This is a genomic window from Microbulbifer maximicatervae (SeqCode), from assembly GCF_052468095.1.
This window is the reverse complement of record NZ_CP174332.1, coordinates 4,647,358-4,667,011: the sequence shown is the minus strand read 5'-3', so window position 1 is coordinate 4,667,011 and position 19,654 is coordinate 4,647,358. Positions and strand designations below refer to the sequence as shown.

Here is a 19,654-nt window from a genome sequence, read left to right as displayed (position 1 = left end):
GCGAGGGCTGGAAAATTAAATCACCCAAACGAAAAAAGGCCGACTCTTGCGAGTCAGCCTTTTTGGAATTGGTGCCCAGGAGAGGACTTGAACCTCCACGACCGTTAGGTCACTAGCACCTGAAGCTAGCGCGTCTACCAATTCCGCCACCTGGGCAAATCAACGTGTGCTCCGTTGAGGACGCGAACTATAGAGATCTGCCCCCCCTGTGTCAACGGCTGCGTTGCGCTTTTTTCATCATTTTTTTCTTAGGTCGGGAAAATTGGCGAAATCGCTTATAATGCGTGCAATAGCGGCGAATTATTGACCAGAAATCCACCACCAACGCCGCCTTTCTTTATGGCCGGATAATCTCCGGAGGTTGCCAAACTTGGCAACTGCCCAACAACGGATGCTGTTTTGACTCAAAAAAATACCTCAGACCCCTTCAATATTGACCCTCATGCCCAGCGCGAGGCGGAGAAATATGAAAAGCCCGTGCCCAGTCGGGAGTACTTGTTACAAGTTCTTGAGAATCAGGCGGAACCTGTGCCCTGGGAAGCGGTGGCCGATTTACTGGAAATAACCGATGAGGATCGTCGCGAAGGGGTAAGGCGCCGTTTGATCGCCATGTCCCGGGATGGGCAGATTGCAAGTAACCGCGCCGGTGATTTTGGTGTACTGGATAAAATGAGCCTGATACGCGGCCGGGTTATGGGGCACCGGGATGGCTTTGGTTTTGTTATCCCCAGTGATGGTGGCACCGATCTATTTTTATCCCATCGACAGATGCGCAAAGTCTTTGATGGTGATGAAGTTTTAGTGCGGGAAACCCCCGGAGGTTTTCGCGGTAAACGCGAGGGCGCTGTTGTCAGGGTGATCAAGCACAATACCGAGCAGCTGGCCGGGCGTTTGTACCGGGAAAACGGCATTTGTTTTGTGCGCCCGGATAATCCGCGCATTAACCTGGATATTATGGTGGCCTCTGAGGACACCGCCGGAGCTGATCACGGCCAGTATGTTGTAGTAAAAATAGTTACCCAACCGGGCCGGGATAAAGTGCCGCAAGGTGAGGTCAGCGAAATTCTCGGTGATCATCTTGCACCGGGTATGGAGATCGATGTTGCTATTCGCAACTACGGAATTCCCCACACCTGGCCCAGTGCACTGACGGCGGAGGTCAATGAAATCGCCGATGAAGTGCTTGAGGATCACAAAAAATCCCGGGTGGATCTTCGCCAGCTGCCGCTGGTTACTATTGATGGTGAAGACGCGCGGGATTTTGATGATGCGGTCTATTGCGAACTTTTACCCGATGGCAATTGGAAATTGCTGGTAGCCATTGCCGACGTTTCCCACTATGTACGTCCGGGTAGTGCGTTGGATGAGGAAGCGCACGGCCGTGGAAACTCGGTTTATTTTCCGGATTTCGTTGTACCCATGTTGCCGGAGAAATTGTCCAACGGCCTTTGCTCCCTAAACCCCGATGTTGATCGGCTGTGTATGGTGTGCGAAATGCACATCAACCGAAGCGGTGAAATTCAGGACTATCGTTTCTTTGAGGCGGTTATGCGCAGCCACGCGCGCCTGACTTACACCCAGGTAGGGCAAATACTCGATGAGCGGGATAACCGCGACAGTGGTGCCCGCAAGCAATTTGCGACCCTTACCCCACACCTGGACAACCTCCACGATCTTTACCAGGCGTTGCGCGAAGCGCGGGAGCGCCGGGGTGCTATTGATTTTGAAACGACTGAGACCCGGATAATATTTGACGCCCAGCGAAAAATTGAGCGGATTATCCCGGTGGTGCGCAACGATGCTCACAAGCTGATCGAAGAGTGTATGCTCGCGGCCAATGTCTGCGCGGCGAGTCTGATGGAGCTATCGGAACTGCCCGCACTCTACCGGGTGCACGATGCACCCAAAGAGGAAAAGCTCAGTAATTTGCGCGAGTACCTGGGTGAATTGGGGCTGCGCCTTCCCGGTGGTGGTGAGCCACAGCCCAAAGATTTCCAGGACCTGATGGAGCAGATCGAGGGTCGTGCAGATGCGCATATTATTCAGGTGATGCTGTTGCGCTCTATGAACCAAGCGGTTTACCAGCCGGAGAATCGCGGACACTTCGGTTTGGATTACCCGGCCTATGCCCATTTCACCTCCCCGATTCGCCGCTATCCGGATTTGCTCCTGCACCGGGCGTTGCGCTGGTTGATACGCAACGGCAGCGCCAACCAAGCTGCGGTGGTAAAAAAAGTTCACTCGGTGCCCGGTGCCAAACCGATAGCTCGCGAGCAGATTTTGCCCTACGACATGCCGGCCATGTTGCAACTTGGGGAGCAGTGTTCCCTGACCGAGCGGCGCGCCGATGATGCGACCCGGGATGTGCTCAGCTGGCTAAAATGTGAATACCTGCAGGATCATGTGGGTGAAACCTATTCCGGTGTTATCAGTGCGGTAACCGGCTTTGGATTATTTGTGGAGTTGGATGATCTCTACGTGGAGGGGCTGATTCATGTCACCGCCCTACCCAAAGACTATTACCGCTTTGAGCAGGCGCACCAGCGTCTTATCGGGGAGCGCAGTGGCAAGCGTTACCATTTGGGTGACTCTGTCACCGTGCAGGTTGCACGGGTGGATCTCGAAGAGCGCAAGGTGGATTTCACCTTGAATGAACTGGTCCCACGCGCCAAGCGTGAGTCGAAGAAAAAGAAAGAGAGTACGCGGGTGAGTGCCCGGGCAATGGAAATGGCAGTAGAACATCAGTTGGAGCGCGAGCGCCGGGGCCGCGATAAAAAAGAAAAGCCCAGCAATACCAGTGCTAACCCCTGGGCCAAGCATACCGAGACCACAGCCAAGCCCTCGCCTTTCCGCAAGCGCAAGGTAGGCTCAGATGAGGCTGTGCCAGTAGAGACCAGTGTTGAAGCCCCTGTAGCAAAACCGGAAAAAGAGCTGCTCAATAGGCGAGGTGAAGGCGGGCAAAGTGATGATACCCAACCCAAACGCAAGATTAAAAAGCGTACCCCGACACGCAAGGGCGGAAAGCGGCCTGCAGTGGCGGCTCGTAAAGCCGCGCAAAAGGCTGAAAAGACCAAAACCCGTTCGGGTAAATTAAAAAAGAAGAAAAAGGTTTCTTCTAGCAGTAAAAAGAAAAAGTGATCGAGGAATAAATTGAGTCAGGAAGTTATCTATGGCCTGCACGCGGTGCAGGCCCTTCTAAAAGGTTCTCCGCAGAATGTATCGGAGCTTCTGTTACTGCGTGGCCGCAAGGATCAGCGCCTGCAAAAAATAATCCAGCAGGCGGAAAAAAATGATATTGCCGTGCGCTTTATTGACCGGAGAGCGCTGGATGAAAAGGTTGAGGATGGTGCTAACCACCAGGGTGTTGTTGCCATCTGTTCTGGCAAAACAAAGGTACACGATGAAAAGTTCCTGTTCGACCTGCTAAAACAACTGGATCAGCGCGGCGAAGTGCCTTTCTTATTGGTGCTGGATGGCGTCACGGACCCCCACAATCTGGGAGCCTGCCTGCGCTCGGCCGAGGCTGCCGGAGTCCATGCAGTGATTGCACCAAAAGACAAATCTGCCGGACTGACGCCAACAGCTCGCAAAGTGGCCTGTGGCGCTGCTGAAGTATTGCCCTTTGTTACCGTGACTAACCTGGCTCGCGCACTGCAGCAGCTGCAACAGGCGGGAGTGTGGATATATGGTGCAGCCGGTGAGGCGACACAGGATGTATACCAAAGCCAATTAACTGGCCCCCTGGCGCTGGTTATGGGTGCCGAGGGCAGCGGCTTGCGTCGCCTGACTAGGGAACATTGCGATCATCTGATCAAAATTCCCATGGCGGGAGAGGTAAGCAGCTTAAATGTTTCTGTTGCCACGGGTGTTTGCCTGTTTGAGGCCGTGCGCCAGCGCAACGGTTAAGGGGCCGGTATGACCTGTACTGGCTGGGGAGAATTTATCTCTGGGCGTACAGGTCGGTGCTTATAATATTCATTATATCCTTAACGTTATTTCCAGAAAGCCTTTGGCGAGCTATCGATAAATTCCCCTAATTCTTCCTGGCACTAAATCGAATTGCAAAAAGCAAGGTTTTTGCAACATTGCTGCGATAATAGCTTCCGCTATATTTTTAATCTGCAGTAATAATATGGTTTTAGTGTGGATCATCGGGTTTTGGTTTATTCTCAAATTCGATGGCTTTGTTTAATCAAAGCAACCATAAAGCCAGTTACAGTTAACTTATTGCCGTTAAAATGCGGAAGTGTTTTCTAAATAATTGGATCTAAAGCCCACTTGATCTGCTGGCGCGAATGATCATTTAAGTTTTATCGGTCTTGTAAGGTAACCGTTCTTTTGTAGTGTTTAGAACGATGAGAGTTTAAATATAAGTAATTGGATATGTTGCAATTGCTGATGATAAAAATCCCTAGCAGAGCTATAAATTCAAAAGTGGATTTAAGGGTGTCTGCTGATTGCAAAGCTAAGTATAGCTTCGCCGAGTTTTAGATCGGGCTTCTTTTAGTTGGTACTCATGTATCTAAATGTTTTTGTTCGTTTTTATTTAAATAACAATATTAGGCCTTATTCATTGGTGAGTCGTATTTTAATACCTTTATAGATTTGGAGCCGGTTGAAATATTTGTAATTTGAAGGTCTTTTGAATTGCTATATGGCACTTGGCTTTTTATCATGTCGGCTTTACTGGAGGGGGTTTATATGAATGGAGTTACAGGCCAATATCAATCTTGGCATTTGCACATTTTGCACATTTTACGTTTCGGGTTATTCACGCTCACTATTGGCCTGCTCAGTGCTTGTAGCGGAGGGGGTAGCAGTAGTAATAACGATAACGACACGGCAGAACCTGTTCCTACTCCTATTACGCTGGAAAGTGTAGGGCTGGAACAAGATAGCACCAATGAATACCAGTATTTCTTAACGGCCTATTACAGTGATGACTCTTCTGTCGATGTTACTGGGGATGCGGACTGGTCTGTGAGTGACGATAGCCTGGCAACGGTTGAGGCAGGGCTGCTTACTCCATTGCATAGTGGTTCATTCACTTTGAGTGCCTCTTATGAGGGGGTTGATGCGCAGGTTGATGTTGAGTTGGCTCCAATGCTGCAGGGTCTGCAGTTGGATAGGGATGCCTCTAATTTTGATCAATACTACCTCACGGCTAACTATGATGATGACACCTCAGTGGATGTTACTGAAGAGGCCGAGTGGTCGATCAGTGATACCAGTTTGGCAACGGTAGAGCTTGGCCTTATCACCGTCCTGCAGAGTGGCTCAGCGACTCTGAGCGCTTCCTTTGAAGGTGAGACTGCGGACCTGGAGATTGAGCACCTTGTCTATGTACGTGAGATTGTTTCCACAGCATTCGGTTATGCAGCTTTAAAAAATAATGGCTCGGTGGTTTCATGGCCTGATGATTTTTTTGGTGCTGGTGTTTATTTTAGTGACGTGAGTGCCAGTTTAACTGGCGATGTAGTAGAGATTTTTACTACAGAAGGTGCTTTTGCGGCATTAAAGGCCGATGGTTCTGTTATTGTTTGGGGAGGGTCTTCTTATGGTGGAGACAGTAGCTCCGTGAGTGCAGACTTGGCGAATAATGTCGTTAAGGTTTATCCAGGCGCAAAGGCATTTGCTGCATTGAAGTCTGATGGATCTGTTGTGACTTGGGGGGATAGTTCTTACGGTGGCGATAGCAGTGGCGTTAGTGCTCAGTTAGCCAGTGAAGTTGAGGAAGTTTATGGATCTAAAAGAGCCTTTACTGCGCTTAAATCTGATGGCTCTCTTGTAACGTGGGGAGATGCCAATAGCGGTGGTGATAGCAGTGCTGTAAGTGCAGAAATATCCAGTGATGTGGTAACTGTTTTTTCAATAAGCGGCGCTTTTGCAGCACTAAAGTCCGATAGTTCGGTTGTGACTTGGGGTGGTGGGGATAGTAGCGCGGTGAGTACGGAAATTTCCAGTGATGTGGAGACTGTTTTTTCAGCACGAGTTGCTTTTGCCGCACTTAAGTCAGATGAGTCTGTTGTGACTTGGGGAAGTAGCACCGAGGGGGGGGATAGCAGTGCGGTTAGTGCGGAAATCTCCAGCGGTGTTTTGGAGGTCTTTGGAAATTGTGGAGCTTTTGCAGCCCTGAAATCTGATGGTTCGGTTGTTACCTGGGGTGATGCAAATTACGGTGGTGATAGTAGCGCTGTGAGTGGTCTGCTCGCGGGCGGTGTAGATACAATTATTGCAGCTTGCCGTGCTTTTGCCGCTATTAAATCTGATGGCTCTGTTGTCACTTGGGGAAATAGTGAATTTGGCGGCGATAGTAGCGAGGTCAATTCTGAGTTAACTGGCAATGTAGAAGCGATCTACTCCCTTAATGAGGGCTTTACAGCATTAACCACGAGTGGGTCTTTAATTACTTGGGGAGGGGACAGCACTGATAGCAGTAGCGTTAGTGACCAACTGGAGAGTGGTGTATTAACAGTTTTTGCACTGATAGAAGATTATACTAGTTTCTGGCCCCACCGTGGTGATGGAGCCTTTGTGGCGCTAAAAGACGATAAGTCTGTCGTAACCTGGGGCGATGAGCTTAATGGCGGTGATAGCAGTGATATCGACTTTTATTAAGTGGTAAGTAAGTAGCCAAGAACTGAGACTATTTATTTATCGCTGATAGAAATATCACTTGTTGACCTGGTGGATACTGCAGCGTAGGTAAATCTTGAGCCGATAATCAAAGCAAGTCTTGGTTGTCGGCTCACTTGGTTTTGGCCTTGTTAAGACTGGCAAATATATTTGTGCAGGCCATTCATTTTTTCAACCTTCAGTCAATAGAATAGTTTCACAGTTATTTGTGGGGTTATTCTTTTTAAAGCCTGTGCTCGCAAAGCCAAAAAGCAAGCAGTCAATCTAACAATATTCCATCTACCTCCCCCAGATTTTTCTATGCTCATGATAAGTGGTAGCAGTGGTAGCAGTGGTAGCCAGGAAAATAGATCTTTTGGGTGACTTATGAAATTTCGGTTTCCTTTAGTCAATTGAATTGCCTCATATCTAGAAGTTCCTTAAGTTACAATTTGAAGAAATCGTACTACTCTTGAATGAGAGTAAATTTTGCGAGAATAAAGGCTGATAAATGTAAATAAAGGAGACCCGCTTAATGCTGGTCTGAATTGGAGTGTGATTTAGGTTGACTGAAAAATATTATTAATTGGTACAGATGTAGTCAATTGGTTGCTTGTGTGGTCCTTTTTAACAAGAATAAAGAGAATTTATTCTTGTTGATGTTTATCTTTCCGGGTTTTTCTTAAATATTTATATCTTTAGTGACGTTTGGATTGCTATAGGAAGGTTGGCTCTCTACCATATCTGCCTTTATTGGAGGGGATTTATATGGATAGTATTCAAGGCCAATATCAATCTTGGCATTTGCATATTTTGCACATTTTGCACATTTTACGTTTCGGGTTATTCACGCTCACTATTGGCCTGCTCAGTGCTTGTAGCGGAGGGGGGAGCAGTAGCAGTAGTAATAACGATAACGACACGGCAGATCCTGTTCCAACTCCTATTACACTGGAAAGTGTAGGGCTGGAACAAGATAGCTCGAATGAATACCAGTATTTCTTAACGGCCTATTACAGTGACGACTCTTCTGTCGATGTTACTGAGGATGCGGACTGGTCTGTGAGTGACAGTAATCTGGCGACTGTTGATGCTGGGGTAATCACACAACTGAAAGCAGGCTCACTCACCTTAACAGCAGTTTATGAGGGGGTGAGTTCAGAAGTAGATATTGAGTTGCCCGTCCTTCTTGAAAGTTTGCAGGTGAGTAGGGATACCACTAATTTTGATCAATATTATCTCACGGCCCACTATAACGATGACACCTCAGTGGATGTTACCGAAGAGGCCGAGTGGTCGATCAGTGATACCAGTTTGGCAACCGTAGAGCTTGGCCTTATCACCGCCCTGCAGAGTGGCTCAGCGACTCTGAGTGCTTCCTTTGAAGGTGAGACTGTGGATCTGGAGATTGAGCACCTTGTCTATGTGCGTGAAATTTTTCCCTCTTTATATGCATTTTCCGCATTAAAAAATAATGGCTCCGTTGTATCCTGGCCTGATGAGTACGGTTCATCAGATATTAGTTTTAGTGAGGTAAGTGCCAGCTTAGCCAGTGATGTGGTAGAAATTTTTTCTACAAATGATGCTTTCGCGGCACTAAAATCAGACGGCTCAATAGTTACATGGGGTGAAGTTGATTATGGTGGTGATAGTAGCTCCGTAAGTGCAAGCCTGGCGGATAATGTCGTTGAGATTTATCCTGGCTCACGGGCATTTTCTGCATTGAAGTCTGATGGATCCATTGTAACTTGGGGGAACGATTCATATGGAGGGGATAGCAGTGCGGTTAGTGCCCAGTTAGCCGGTGAAGTAGAGGAAGTTTATGCAACTGGATCTGCTTTTGCTGCGCGAAAAACAGATGGCTCTGTTGTGACATGGGGGCACGATAATACGGGTGGGGATAGCAGTGCTGTAAGTGCAGAAATCTCCAGTGATGTGGTAACTGTTTTTTCAACAAACAGCGCTTTTGCAGCACTTAAGTCCGATGGTTCGGTTGTGACTTGGGGTGGCTCGGGGGGGGATAGCAGTGCGGTGAGCGCGGAAATCTCCAGTAATGTGGAAACTATTTTTTCATCAGACACTGTTTTTGCTGCACTTAAATCAGATGGCTCTGTAGTGTCCTGGGGATTCGAAGATCGCGGCGGCGATAGCGGAGCAGTGAGCACGGAAATCTCCAGTGATGTTGTGGAGGTCTTTGGGAATCACTATGCCTTAGCGGCCGTGAAATCTGATGGCTCAGTCATCACTTGGGGCAATGCTAATTATGGTGGTGATAGTAGCGATGTGAGCGACCAACTTACAGGGGGTGTCGATAGCATCTCTGCGACCTCCACTGCTTTCGCTGCATTAAAGTCTGATGGATCCATTGTAACTTGGGGGACCGATTCATATGGAGGGGATAGCAGTGCGGTTAGTGCCCAGTTAGCCGGTGAAGTAGAGGAAGTTTATGCAACTGGATATGCTTTTGCTGCGCGAAAAACAGATGGCTCTGTTGTGACATGGGGGCACGATAATACGGGTGGGGATAGCAGTGCGGTTAGTGCCCAGTTAGCCAGTGGAGTAGAGGAGGTTTATGCAACTGAATTTGCTTTTTCTGCGCGAAAAACAGATGGCTCTGTTGTGACATGGGGATCTGATGATTTCGGCGCTGATAGCAGTGATATAGATTTTAATTAGATAGAAATGATACTGCGGAAAATGGAGGCTATTTACTCACTTTTGAAGGTCATATCACTGATATGACCTGGTGGACATTACAAGGTAGATAAGCCTTGAGTCGACAATCACAGTAGGTGTTGATTGTCGGCTCTTATCTCAATAAATATGGTGATATTCCAGACTCATCTTTTGCATTAAATGCACTCCAGCGCTATTACTTTACAATTTAACACCCAAGTGATTTTTTTATATTTTTTTATTGAGCGTTCCAGTATTAGCTATTTAAGCAATAGTGGTTTTCCCGGAGCCCTACTAAAATTTTCATTTGAATTTTATGTTGGGTTTTTATTGTCTCAATATTTGTTTCTGGTCTATGCTTGTTCTTTTTATAAGAGTCACTCAAAAGGTTTGCCCGTGGGGCTTCCGTAGATGGCAATAAATCGAACATCGATATGCCCCGGCGATATTGCCTCTCGCTACGCCTCTTTAATAAAGGCAGAGTTCAGTGTGCCGTAGTCCAACGCCTTACTAAACAAATTAGTGTCACTTTTAACCTCTGCCAGCTGTTTTAATGATTCGTTTAAATGGCCGTAGACTGACTGGAATAAAGCTGGCCCAGTACTAAAGCGCTTTATGCCTGCGGCAAAAAACTCCGATATAGGAGCAATTCCCGGAAGCAGCATAATATTGATTGGCAGGTTGATACCCGTTGCCAAACTCCTTGCCTCCTCAATTGAAGAGAGCCCAGGCACAAAGCCGCAGTCAGCACCGGCACTCTTATAAAGCTCTAGCCTCTCTATACACATATTTACCGCTTTATCACCGCTGGCGAGTGCATTGAGATAAACATCGGTACGAGCATTAATTAAAAGCGGGCGGCCGTTAAGTGCTTGGCGAATAGCGCTGATCTTTTCGCCGAGACATTCGGGGGTGTCGTTACCATCTTCAATATTGATGCCTGCAACTCCCAGCGCGACCATTTTACAGGCCAGCTCAGCTACCTGTTTGGGGTTTTGGGAATATCCATCTTCAATATCCACACTCAGAGGTAATGAGGTCACCCGGGCAATCCGCGCGATAGCGTTTAGGTGTTCCTCAACTGGCAGGGCACCGCCATCGGCATAACCCAGTGACCAGGCGACGGCGGCACTGCTGGTGCCTACCGCTTGGGCGCCTGTGTTTTGGCAGATTAAAGCGCTGGCAGCATCCCAGGCATTTGGCAGGATCAATGGGGCTGCGGCACGATGCAATTGGGTGAAGGTATTGAATGGGCTGTTGTTCATGGGGATAACCTACTTTAGCGATGTCGTTTCAGTGGTGAATTTACCGCTCAAGAGATTGGTTCACTGGCCACAATCGGAACTGAACCGTGAAAACCGGAAAGACAAATAAGATTGTTGGCTGCGATGTGGGAGGGAGGTGGAGCGGGCAGTTTTTATTAATACATGGCTAAGAAAGCTGTGAATTGCTTTCTTAGCCATACAGGAAAGACAGAAAAAGAAAAATCAGTTGAGAGCAGGATCTTTATGTAGCCACTGCTGTACCGCCTCAACTACGGGGGCGGGATTCTTGATCCAGCTGAGGTGAGGGTTGCCCTTGGGATAAGTGGGTTTCATCTCCCGGGTTTCGCCGCCGACGATCGCCGCTAATTTACGGGCGGCCTGAATAGGGGCGAAGGGGTCGCCGTCCAGCGCAATATGCAGGGTGGGCTGGCTTGTCTTTTCCATTTGCCCAAAGCGATCCTCTGGAGCAAAGCGGCCACTAAATATGGATCGGGCCCAGTCTTTCATCAGTCTGCGCGCTTCGCGCCAGCCGAATCCCATGCGCGCACCGGGGAAATAACCCAGCAGGCTTGAGGTCACACTGGCAATTGAGGCGAAGAGCAGGATGGCGTACTTGTGCAGGCCACTCCAGCTGCGGTGGTCCACATGGCCGGAGGCGATGCTGACAACCTTGGCGTTACCAGTGAGGCCGGCGCGGGCTGCCAGGGTGCTGGTTTGACCGCCGATACTGTGGCCGAGAATCAGCGCTGGCCCCTGGGGGAATTGCTGTTCCAGCAGTTGGATTAACTGCGGGATAAACGAAAACACCAGATCGTTGTAGCCGTAGTCGGCATTTCGGTGGGGGCGCGGCAGGCTCTCCCCGGTGCCGGGCAATTCGCTGATGGCGGTGTTGTAACCGAGCTTTTGCAGTTCTTCCAAGAGCAGGCGGTAGCGGTTGGCCGGTACGCCCATCGCGGGAAGCACCAATACTAGGGGGCCTTCGCCGTTGTGTACTGTGGTTACTGGTACCTGGAAGGCGCCAAATTCTAATTGGTGGGTTTGTTGGGGCATGGTACTTCTCCCTTTAACAGTCCGGCATCATAGGCGAAGCCAGCTTGCCAAACCCATGACCAGACCGAGCAGTGCTGTGTCCCAATCCGCCAAATCCCAGAAACAAGGCGAGTGGCAGGGTAGTCATTTTGATCAGCTTGCAACCGGGTGGGCGAAGGCTCAGGGCCTGATGCAACTGGTTAACTTGCAACCAACTCCACAACTGCCTAGAATACGCCGCCCGCAATGGGCCCGGTTTATCCGTGCCCGTTGTACTCCTTGCCTCATCGGACTGTCCGAGAGGCTGATTAACCCGTAAGGAGCTAAAATGCGTCATTACGAAATTGTATTCCTGGTTCACCCGGACCAGAGCGAGCAGGTACCTGGCATGGTGGAGCGCTACACTGCGTCCATCAAGGAGAGCGGTGGACAGGTTCACCGTCTGGAAGACTGGGGCCGTCGCCGTCTGGCTTACCCGATCAACAAGATCCACAAGGCTCACTACATTCTGATGAACGTAGAATGTTCTGAAGAAGCCCTTGAGGAACTGACTACCAACTTCCGTTACAACGATGCGGTTATCCGTAATCTGGTAATTCGTGAAGACGAGGCGATCACTGAAGAGAGCCCGATCATGAAAGCGGAAAAAGAAAGCCGTGAGCGCAAAGCTGCCCGTGCAGAGCGCACCGAGCGTCGCGAGCGCGCCGGAGAAGAGAAAGCTTCTTCCGACGCTGCAGAAGCTTCTTCCGATAACGCTGAAAGCGAAGAGTAAGGGGATTATCAGATGGCACGTTTTTTCCGTCGTCGCAAGTTCTGCCGTTTCACCGCTGAAGGTGTTAAGCGTATCGACTACAAAGATCTCGATACCCTGAAAGCCTACATCTCCGAGACTGGCAAAATTGTTCCTAGCCGTATTACCGGTACCAAAGCCAAGTATCAGCGTCAGCTGGCCTCTGCGGTCAAGCGCGCTCGCTACCTGGCCCTGCTGCCGTACACGGACAGCCACGAAGCCTAAGCCGCAGTTTGCTTAGACTCATTAATAGAGAAGCTATCTAGATATGCGCGCCGTAGCTGAATTTATTATGCGCGGACGCGTCAGGGCGGTAATCCTCACCATGTTGGGGATTCCGCTGATAAGCCCGGCAATTCTCGCTCTGGTGAGTTTGCGCCGAGGCAGCAGTGACGGCCTGATGGTTTTGGCCTGGGCTCTGTTGCCGATTGTCGTTATGGGTATGAGTGGTCATGTACCACCACTGGTGACTGGTATATCCGCAGGCCATTTTGTTGCAGTTTTTTGCGGCGCCATGGCATTGCGCAGCAGTCGCTCCTGGGCCGCTGGCCTGGTGGCTGTAACGGCGGCATCAGCAGCAGGCATATTGCTGACCTCTCTCTTCAGTGGAGGACTGATGCAAGGGTTCTTGCAGGCAGTCGAGAATGCAGCGGAACAGCCCAATACTGTTCCAATGGATGAACTGAAGCAGATATTTTCGGGTGAATTGCAAATTACCGGTTACCTGGGCCTGATATCGGCGATGAGCGCCACATTGGCTCTGGTACTGGGGCGTTACTGGCAGGCCCTGCTGTACAACCCCGGCGGTTTCCGCCAGGAGTTCCACCAGCTGCGCCTGCCCCTGTGGCTGTCAGCGACAAGTATGTTGTTGTGGGTAGTCAGCTTGGTAACCCCAGGCTACGCATTTTGGGGAGCGGTGATTGCGTTCCCGATGGTGGTAGCTGGTATTGCCCTGGTCCACTGGCTGGTTGCCAGTCGCGGTTGGGGGGTAGGTCCCCTGGTGGCGATGTACATCATGCTGGTGATTGGAGGGCTGCCCCTGGCAGGCTTCCTCTGCGGCCTGGCCCTGGTAGATAGCTGGATAGATATTCGCGGACGCTCTTCCAAATAAGCGCGCCCGCACAATACAGAAATTGAGGAAACCGAGATGGAAGTTATTCTGCTCGATAAAGTAGGCAAACTGGGCAACGTGGGTGACCGCGTTGATGTTAAAGCCGGTTTTGGCCGCAATTTCCTGCTGCCGACTGGTAAGGCAATTGCTGCTACCGCCGCTAACATTGCTGAGTTCGAAGCTAAGCGCGCTGAACTGGAAGCCGCTGCTGCCGCTAAGCTGGCTGAAGCTGAGAGCCGCGCTACCAAGCTGGCCGATCTGGTTGTTACCATCGCTGCTAACGCTGGCGACGAAGGCAAGCTGTTCGGTTCTATCGGCACTCGCGACATCGCTGAAGCGATCTCCGCTGGTGGCGTTGAAGTAGCTAAAGCTGAAGTTAAGCTGCCGGAAGGCGCGCTGCGCGAAGTGGGCGAGTACGACGTAGACGTACAGCTGCACTCCGACGTAATTGCTGCAGTTAAAGTCGTTATCGAAGCCGAGTAAGGTTTTGCTGACGAACGGTTGGTGCTTCGGGCGCCAGCCGCGCTACAATCGGGCGCTGCACCCTATCGGGTCCAGCGCCTGTTTTGTTTTTACTATCCAGTAAAGTCCCATGATCGACGAATACGCCGCCCCTGAAGAAGAGATCCACAGCGAAGAGAGTTCACCCCTGCCGCATTCGGTAGAGGCGGAGCAGTCTGTGCTCGGCGGCCTGATGCTGGACCCGGGCCGTATTGATGCCGTTGCCGAACAGCTGAGTGAAGAGGATTTCTTCAGCGCCAGTCACCGCAAGATCTTTGCGGTTATGGGCGAGCTGAGTAATGGCGAACAGCCCCTGGATATCGTTACCCTCGCCGAAGGCCTCGCCAGCCGCGACCTGCTCAGTGAAGTGGGTGGCCCTGCCTACCTGGCGGAATTGGCCGAAAACACTCCCTCCGCAGCGAATATCGTCGCCTACGCCAAGATCGTGCGTGAGCGCTCCATGCTGCGCCAGCTGATCGCCGCTGCCGGTGAGATCAGCCGCACCAGTTTTAATCCCGGTGGCCTCGCCTCCGCCGACCTGCTGCAGATGGCTGAGCGCCGCGTGGCGGAAATCGCCGAGGGGCGCGCCAAAGAGGGCGGCTTTGTCGGCGTGGATACCCTGCTGAAAAAGACCGTCGAGCGCATCGATGAGCTGTTCAAGACCGAGGGTGATATCACCGGTATCAGCACCGGTCTGACCGAGCTGGACCAGCGCACCTCCGGCTGGCAGCCGGGCGAACTGGTTATTCTCGCCGCGCGTCCCTCCATGGGTAAGACCGCACTGGCATTGAATTTTATCGAGAGCGCCATGCTCTGCCAGGAGAGCCCGACACTGGTCTTCAGTATGGAGATGCCCTCGGACAGCCTGGTGATGCGGATGTTGTCCTCTATTGGTCGTATCGACCAGGGGCGCATCAGGAACGGCAAGCTGCAGGAAGAGGATTGGCCCAAGCTGTCCAGCGCTGTGCAGAAGATGAAGGGCAAGGCCCTGTATATCGATGATACGCCGGCATTGAGTCCCAGTGAGGTGCGCGCCCGTACCAAGCGCACGGTGCGCGATCACATCAACAAATTGATGCGCGAGAACCCCAAGTTAAGCCGCGAAGACGCCGAGGCCAAGAGTATGCCCGCCATGATTATGGTGGACTACTTGCAGCTGATGCAGGTGAAGGGGTCTACTGAGGGCCGCACCCAGGAGATCTCCGAGATCTCCCGCTCTCTCAAGGCGCTGGCGAAAGAATATGAATGCCCGGTGATTGCCCTGTCGCAGCTTAACCGGGGAGTAGAGCAGCGCCCCAACAAACGGCCGATGAACTCGGACCTGCGGGAATCCGGGGCGATCGAGCAGGACGCTGACGTGATCCTGTTTATCTACCGCGATGAATACTACAACGAGGACAGCCCGGATAAAGGGATGGCCGAGTTGATTATCGGCAAGCAGCGTAACGGTGAGATCGGCACCTGCCGCGCAGCGTTTGTGGGCAAATACACTCGCTTCGATAATCTGGCGCCGGAATACTACCAGGGCGAATAAGCCTTTCTGCTAGGTTTGCGGCTGTCGAATATCCGAGCCTAGGGGAGCCACTTCTTGTTATCCGAGCAAAAGATCCGCGCACTGGTGCTGCAACGCCAATTTATCCACAGCTCTTGGACTGAAGGATTGTCGGGGTTGTTGCAACACCTTGGCGCCCTACAGTTGGATGCTATCCAGCGAATTACCCGGGCCCACCACCACCAGCTCTACAATCGCCTGCCCCGTTACCGCGAGTCACACCTGGCTGAAGCTGAAGAGCGCCGCGAAATTTTCGAGTACTGGTCCCACGCCGCTGCCTACCTGCCAATGGCCCACTACCCCTATGCGCGGGTGCGTATGGATCGTATCCGCGCCGGTCAGCGCCACTGGTTTGAAAAGAATGCCAAGCTGTGTCGCTATGTTCTCGATCGTGTGCGAGAGGAGGGCGCCCTGAGGGCCAGTGATTTTGTGCGCACCAAGAGTGGATGGTGGGAGTGGTCCGATGAAAAGAAAGCCCTGGAGCAGTTGTTTCATGAAGGTGAGCTGATGGTCAGCCACCGGGAGGGCTTTCAAAAAGTCTTCGATCTCCCGGAGCGGATACTGCCAGCAAGAATCTCGACCAATGCCGCCTCGGAAATTGAGTACGGCAGCCATCTGGTGCGAACTTTTCTGGGGTGCCAGGGGATTGGCCGAGTGGAGGAAATTGCTTACCTGCGCAGGGACGACAAACCCCTTATCCAACTGGCAATTAAGCGCATGTTGGCAACCGGTGAACTCACTCAGTGGGGGAAAGAGCTGATGCTCACCGAGCATCTGGATTGGGAGCCAGTACGACCATCGCGCAAAGTGCGCCTGTTATCCCCATTCGACCCAGTGATATTGCAGCGCAAACGCCTGCGCCGGCTGTTTGATTTTGAATATCAATTGGAGTGCTATGTACCGGCGGCCAAGCGCCGCTATGGCTATTTTTGCCTGCCGATTTTATACGGCGATCAATTCGTGGGGCAGGTGGACTTGAAGGCTGATCGGGATGCGGGTGTATTGCGGGTAGAGGCCCAGCACTGGGACAAGAAACCCGGTGTCTCGCTGGAGGCGAGTTACCACCGGGCTCTGGGGCAGTTTGCCCGCTTTCACGGGCTGGAAAGCGAAGCCGCGCTTATAGCTTGACGACTACGTAGACTTCCTGGCCATCGCGCTGGGTTGGCATAAAGTAATTGCCGCCATAGCGGTAGTACTGGATGCCGTTGATAATTTCAGCGGCGTAGCCATTGGGTAGGGTTTCCACCACTTGTCCGGGCTGGAAACCCTGAGGGCCCGGGTTCGGGGTTGCAGGCACAGTAGCAGGAGCTGCTGCCGTTGCAACAGGAACGGCGACAGCCGGCGCAGGCGCTGGAACAACGGCTACGGGTGCTGGAGCTACAGCCACTGCAGGTGGTGCTACTACGACATAAGTTCGGGTAGCCGGGTGCCACTGATAGTAGGCATCGGCGTACTGGTAATAAGTAATTCCGCCTACATGGACTCTGACAGCACTAGTTGGCAGGGTGACTACCGAGGCGCCCAGAGGGGCAGCGACAACGACGTAACCACGGGGACCGTGGCGGTAGAAGTGCCCGCCATGGTAGTAAAAAGGACGTCCGCCAACTGCCACACGCACATGGCCAACGGGTAGTACGGGCGCAACAAATCCGATCGAAACACGTGGTCCGCGATAAACACCGCCACGGTGGTGGTGGCGATGATCTCCCCCGCGCTCATAACCGCGCGCATCGGCCGGTGGGCTAAAGGCAAAAGCGGCCAGCGCCAGGAACGCACTGGCGCCAATTACGACATTCAGTTTATTCACAGTCTCTCCAGCGAAGTGATTACTCACATTTGACATACTAACCCTTATCCTGACATTAAAGACAGGTTAATTGGTTAAGAATTGTCAAAGTGCCGGAGGCTGGATCAGTGGTCAGCGGTTGCGCTGGATGATTCCCATCAGCTTGTACATCAGCTGTGCGGCGGCAAAGTCATAGGCGTGAAAGCCCTCGATCGGCGCAAATTCCAGCAGATCGAAGCCAATTATCTCTCTTTGTCGCGCAACAGATTCGAATAAGTTGAGGGTCTGGTACCAGCCGAGACCGCCGGGTACCGGGGTGCCGGTGGAAGGGAAGACCGATGGGTCCATACCGTCCACATCCAGGGTAAAGAAGACTTTCTTGGGGAAATTCTCCGGTAACTGGAATTCCTGCACGTTGTTGGGTACCAGTTGGTGGGCATCCAGGTAGCCTACGTTGTGGTCCTTGCGGGCCTGCACTTCCTCTTCGCAATAGGCGCGGATACCCAGCTGAAACAGGGGAACACCGGCTTCTACCACTAGACGCATTACGCTGGCGTGGCTGTGTTTGTGGCCCTCATAGCGATCGCGAAGGTCGGCGTGGGCATCGATCTGCACCACGCCAAAATCGGTTTCACCGGCGTCCAGTAGCCCTTTGATAATACCCCAGGTCACCGAATGCTCACCGCCGATACCCACCGGCATCTTGCCAAGCGCCAACACTTCTTTGGTGGCGGCGGCGATATTCTCCATCACCTGTTCTGCAGGGCCGGAAACCGAGACCGGCGAGCGGGTGTAGATGCCCAGGTCACAGGGGTTGGAGAAGTTGTCAAAAGTTTCCAGTTGCCAGGATGCTTCCAGGATGGAGGCCGGGCCCTTGCCGGTGCCGCCACCGTAGGAGACGGTTTCCTCATAGGGGATGGGGATAATGTGAAAGAGGGCGTCTTCCGGCTTCGGCTGCTCGATTTCGGAGCCGAGAAAAATGGGGTATTCGTTTTCTGACAACATCTACTGGTCCTCTGGCGGAGGCAATAACTCATTGCCTGCCGCATCTATCTCTATCGGCACTTTTTAGGAGAGGCGCTCCTTAAAATCTTCGTAGCCGAAAGTTTTGATCATCTTCAGGTCGTCGGTATCCGAATTCCACAGGGCGATAGCCGGTAGGGGGATACCGTTAAAAGTATTGGTTTTCACCATGGTGTAGTAGGCCATTTCCTCGAACACCAGTCGCTCGCCAATCCGCAGTGGTTGACTGAAGCTGTATTCGCCGATGCTGTCGCCGGCCAGGCAACTCTGTCCGCCCAGGCGATAGGTGTGGGGTAAGTCACCGGGGCGAGCGGCACCGGTAATTTCCGGTCGGTAGGGCATTTCCAGCACATCCGGCATATGGCAGGTGGCAGAGGCGTCCAGGATGGCTTGGTTTTCACCATTCCAGGCGATATCCACTACCTCAGCCACAAGGACTCCTGCGAACAGGGAGATGGCCTCACCGGGTTCCAGGTAGACCTGTACATTGTGCTTGTCGGAAAAGCTGCGCACCGCTTCGACCAGCTCATCCACCTGGTAATCCCGGCGAGTAATATGGTGGCCGCCGCCGAAATTAATCCACTCCATTTGTGGTATCAGATCGCCAAACTTCTCCTCCACGGCAGCGATTGTGCGCTGCAGAGGTTTGAAATCCTGTTCACATAACGTGTGGAAGTGCAGGCCACTGATGCCTTCGAGGGACTCTCCTTCAAACAGCGAGCGCACGATGCCCAGGCGCGAACAAGGGGCGCAGGGGTCGTAGAGATCGGTGTGGCCCTCGGAGTGCTCGGGGTTGATACGCAGGCCAAAACGCAGCTCTGGCCGCTGCTGTTGCATATCCAGGCACAACTCCCGAAAACGCTTCCACTGGGAGAAGGAATTGAAAATTACATGGTGGGCAAATTGCAGTATTTCCCGCAGTTCCTCATCCTTGTAAGCGGCACTGAAGACATGAACTTCCTTGCCTTTGTCGCGACCGCCGTACTCTTCGAACCCCAGTTTGGCTTCGTGCAGGCCACTGGCACAGGTCCCGGATAGATATTCAGCCACGATGGGCCCGGTGCTGAACATGGAAAAGGCCTTGAGCGCTGCCAGTACCTTGGCACCGCTGCGTTCCTGTACATCGGCGAGCAATGCCAAATTATTGCGCAGGGCAATTTCATCGATCACAAAACAGGGAGAGGGAACGCGGTAGGGATCGAAGCTGCCGAAATAGTCAACGGGGGGAGTGAGGTCCATGGTGCGTTATATCCTGGTGCGGCGGGGCGGGCACTGGAGTCCGCCCCGCTAGGTCGGGAAAGAAGCG

16 protein-coding genes and 1 tRNA gene are annotated in these 19,654 nt (G+C 52.1%); 10 read left to right on the top strand and 7 right to left on the bottom strand.

Features of this window, described 5'->3' with window-relative positions; translation table 11 throughout:
* Window positions 1–69: 69 nt before the first annotated feature.
* A tRNA-Leu gene (locus ACJJIL_RS20780) sits at window positions 70–156 on the bottom strand.
* Window positions 157–399: 243 nt separating this feature from the next.
* Between ACJJIL_RS20780 and rnr the strand changes: the two genes are divergently transcribed.
* The 4 genes from rnr to ACJJIL_RS20760 all read left to right on the top strand — a co-directional run bounded on the left by rnr (window position 400) and on the right by ACJJIL_RS20760 (window position 9,291).
* Complete coding sequence (gene rnr / locus ACJJIL_RS20775; protein WP_445360669.1) at window positions 400–3,138, top strand: ribonuclease R; 2,739 nt, start codon at window positions 400–402, stop codon at window positions 3,136–3,138.
* Between the two features lie 12 nt (window positions 3,139–3,150).
* A complete protein-coding gene (gene rlmB, locus ACJJIL_RS20770) occupies window positions 3,151–3,906 on the top strand; it encodes a 23S rRNA (guanosine(2251)-2'-O)-methyltransferase RlmB (RefSeq protein WP_444914946.1) in 756 nt (251 codons plus the stop codon).
* A 768-nt stretch (window positions 3,907–4,674) separates the two neighbouring features.
* Window positions 4,675–6,618, top strand: a complete 1,944-nt coding sequence (locus ACJJIL_RS20765; RefSeq protein WP_445360668.1) for an RCC1 domain-containing protein — start codon at window positions 4,675–4,677, stop codon at window positions 6,616–6,618.
* A 765-nt stretch (window positions 6,619–7,383) separates the two neighbouring features.
* Window positions 7,384–9,291 carry an RCC1 domain-containing protein gene (locus ACJJIL_RS20760; RefSeq protein ID WP_445360667.1) on the top strand — a complete coding sequence of 636 codons (1,908 nt, stop codon included), beginning with the start codon at window positions 7,384–7,386 and terminating at the stop codon, window positions 9,289–9,291.
* Window positions 9,292–9,749: 458 nt separating this feature from the next.
* Here ACJJIL_RS20760 and ACJJIL_RS20755 read toward each other — a convergent pair whose 3' ends face one another.
* The 3 genes from ACJJIL_RS20755 to ACJJIL_RS20745 all read right to left on the bottom strand — a co-directional run bounded on the left by ACJJIL_RS20755 (window position 9,750) and on the right by ACJJIL_RS20745 (window position 11,922).
* A complete protein-coding gene (locus ACJJIL_RS20755; RefSeq protein ID WP_445360666.1) occupies window positions 9,750–10,556 on the bottom strand; it encodes an isocitrate lyase/PEP mutase family protein in 807 nt (268 codons plus the stop codon).
* A 222-nt stretch (window positions 10,557–10,778) separates the two neighbouring features.
* Window positions 10,779–11,606, bottom strand: a complete 828-nt coding sequence (locus ACJJIL_RS20750; protein WP_444895409.1) for an alpha/beta fold hydrolase — start codon at window positions 11,604–11,606, stop codon at window positions 10,779–10,781.
* A gap of 13 nt (window positions 11,607–11,619) precedes the next feature.
* Entirely contained in the window at window positions 11,620–11,922 is a 303-nt protein-coding gene (locus ACJJIL_RS20745; protein ID WP_445360665.1) for a hypothetical protein, read from the bottom strand.
* On the opposite strand from ACJJIL_RS20745, the gene rpsF reads away from it, so the two are divergent.
* From rpsF to ACJJIL_RS20715, 6 genes are all read left to right on the top strand, one after another.
* Window positions 11,914–12,357 carry a 30S ribosomal protein S6 gene (gene rpsF, locus ACJJIL_RS20740; RefSeq protein ID WP_282930240.1) on the top strand — a complete coding sequence of 148 codons (444 nt, stop codon included), beginning with the start codon at window positions 11,914–11,916 and terminating at the stop codon, window positions 12,355–12,357. The two genes, ACJJIL_RS20745 and rpsF, sit on opposite strands and share 9 nt — an antisense overlap.
* A gap of 12 nt (window positions 12,358–12,369) precedes the next feature.
* Window positions 12,370–12,600, top strand: coding sequence for a 30S ribosomal protein S18 (gene rpsR, locus ACJJIL_RS20735; protein ID WP_108731487.1), 231 nt, complete (start codon window positions 12,370–12,372; stop codon window positions 12,598–12,600).
* 43 nt (window positions 12,601–12,643) lie between these two features.
* Window positions 12,644–13,486: a YybS family protein gene (locus ACJJIL_RS20730; RefSeq protein ID WP_413664135.1), complete on the top strand. Its 843-nt coding sequence runs from the start codon at window positions 12,644–12,646 to the stop codon at window positions 13,484–13,486.
* 36 nt (window positions 13,487–13,522) lie between these two features.
* Complete coding sequence (rplI, locus tag ACJJIL_RS20725) at window positions 13,523–13,969, top strand: 50S ribosomal protein L9 (RefSeq protein ID WP_282930238.1); 447 nt, start codon at window positions 13,523–13,525, stop codon at window positions 13,967–13,969.
* A 109-nt stretch (window positions 13,970–14,078) separates the two neighbouring features.
* The gene (gene dnaB / locus ACJJIL_RS20720; RefSeq protein WP_445360664.1) at window positions 14,079–15,521 is read left to right on the top strand and encodes a replicative DNA helicase; all 1,443 of its coding nucleotides are present in this window, start codon (window positions 14,079–14,081) and stop codon (window positions 15,519–15,521) included.
* 54 nt (window positions 15,522–15,575) lie between these two features.
* A complete protein-coding gene (locus ACJJIL_RS20715) occupies window positions 15,576–16,667 on the top strand; it encodes a winged helix-turn-helix domain-containing protein (protein WP_445360663.1) in 1,092 nt (363 codons plus the stop codon).
* Here ACJJIL_RS20715 and ACJJIL_RS20710 read toward each other — a convergent pair.
* The 3 genes from ACJJIL_RS20710 to nspC form a co-directional block, all read right to left on the bottom strand.
* Entirely contained in the window at window positions 16,657–17,346 is a 690-nt protein-coding gene (locus ACJJIL_RS20710; RefSeq protein WP_444914941.1) for a DUF6515 family protein, read from the bottom strand. The two genes, ACJJIL_RS20715 and ACJJIL_RS20710, sit on opposite strands and share 11 nt — an antisense overlap.
* Before the next feature lie 111 nt (window positions 17,347–17,457).
* Entirely contained in the window at window positions 17,458–18,330 is an 873-nt protein-coding gene (gene speB / locus ACJJIL_RS20705; RefSeq protein WP_413664138.1) for an agmatinase, read from the bottom strand.
* 63 nt (window positions 18,331–18,393) lie between these two features.
* The gene (gene nspC / locus ACJJIL_RS20700; RefSeq protein WP_108731493.1) at window positions 18,394–19,587 is read right to left on the bottom strand and encodes a carboxynorspermidine decarboxylase; all 1,194 of its coding nucleotides are present in this window, start codon (window positions 19,585–19,587) and stop codon (window positions 18,394–18,396) included.
* Between the last annotated feature and the right edge of the window lie 67 nt (window positions 19,588–19,654).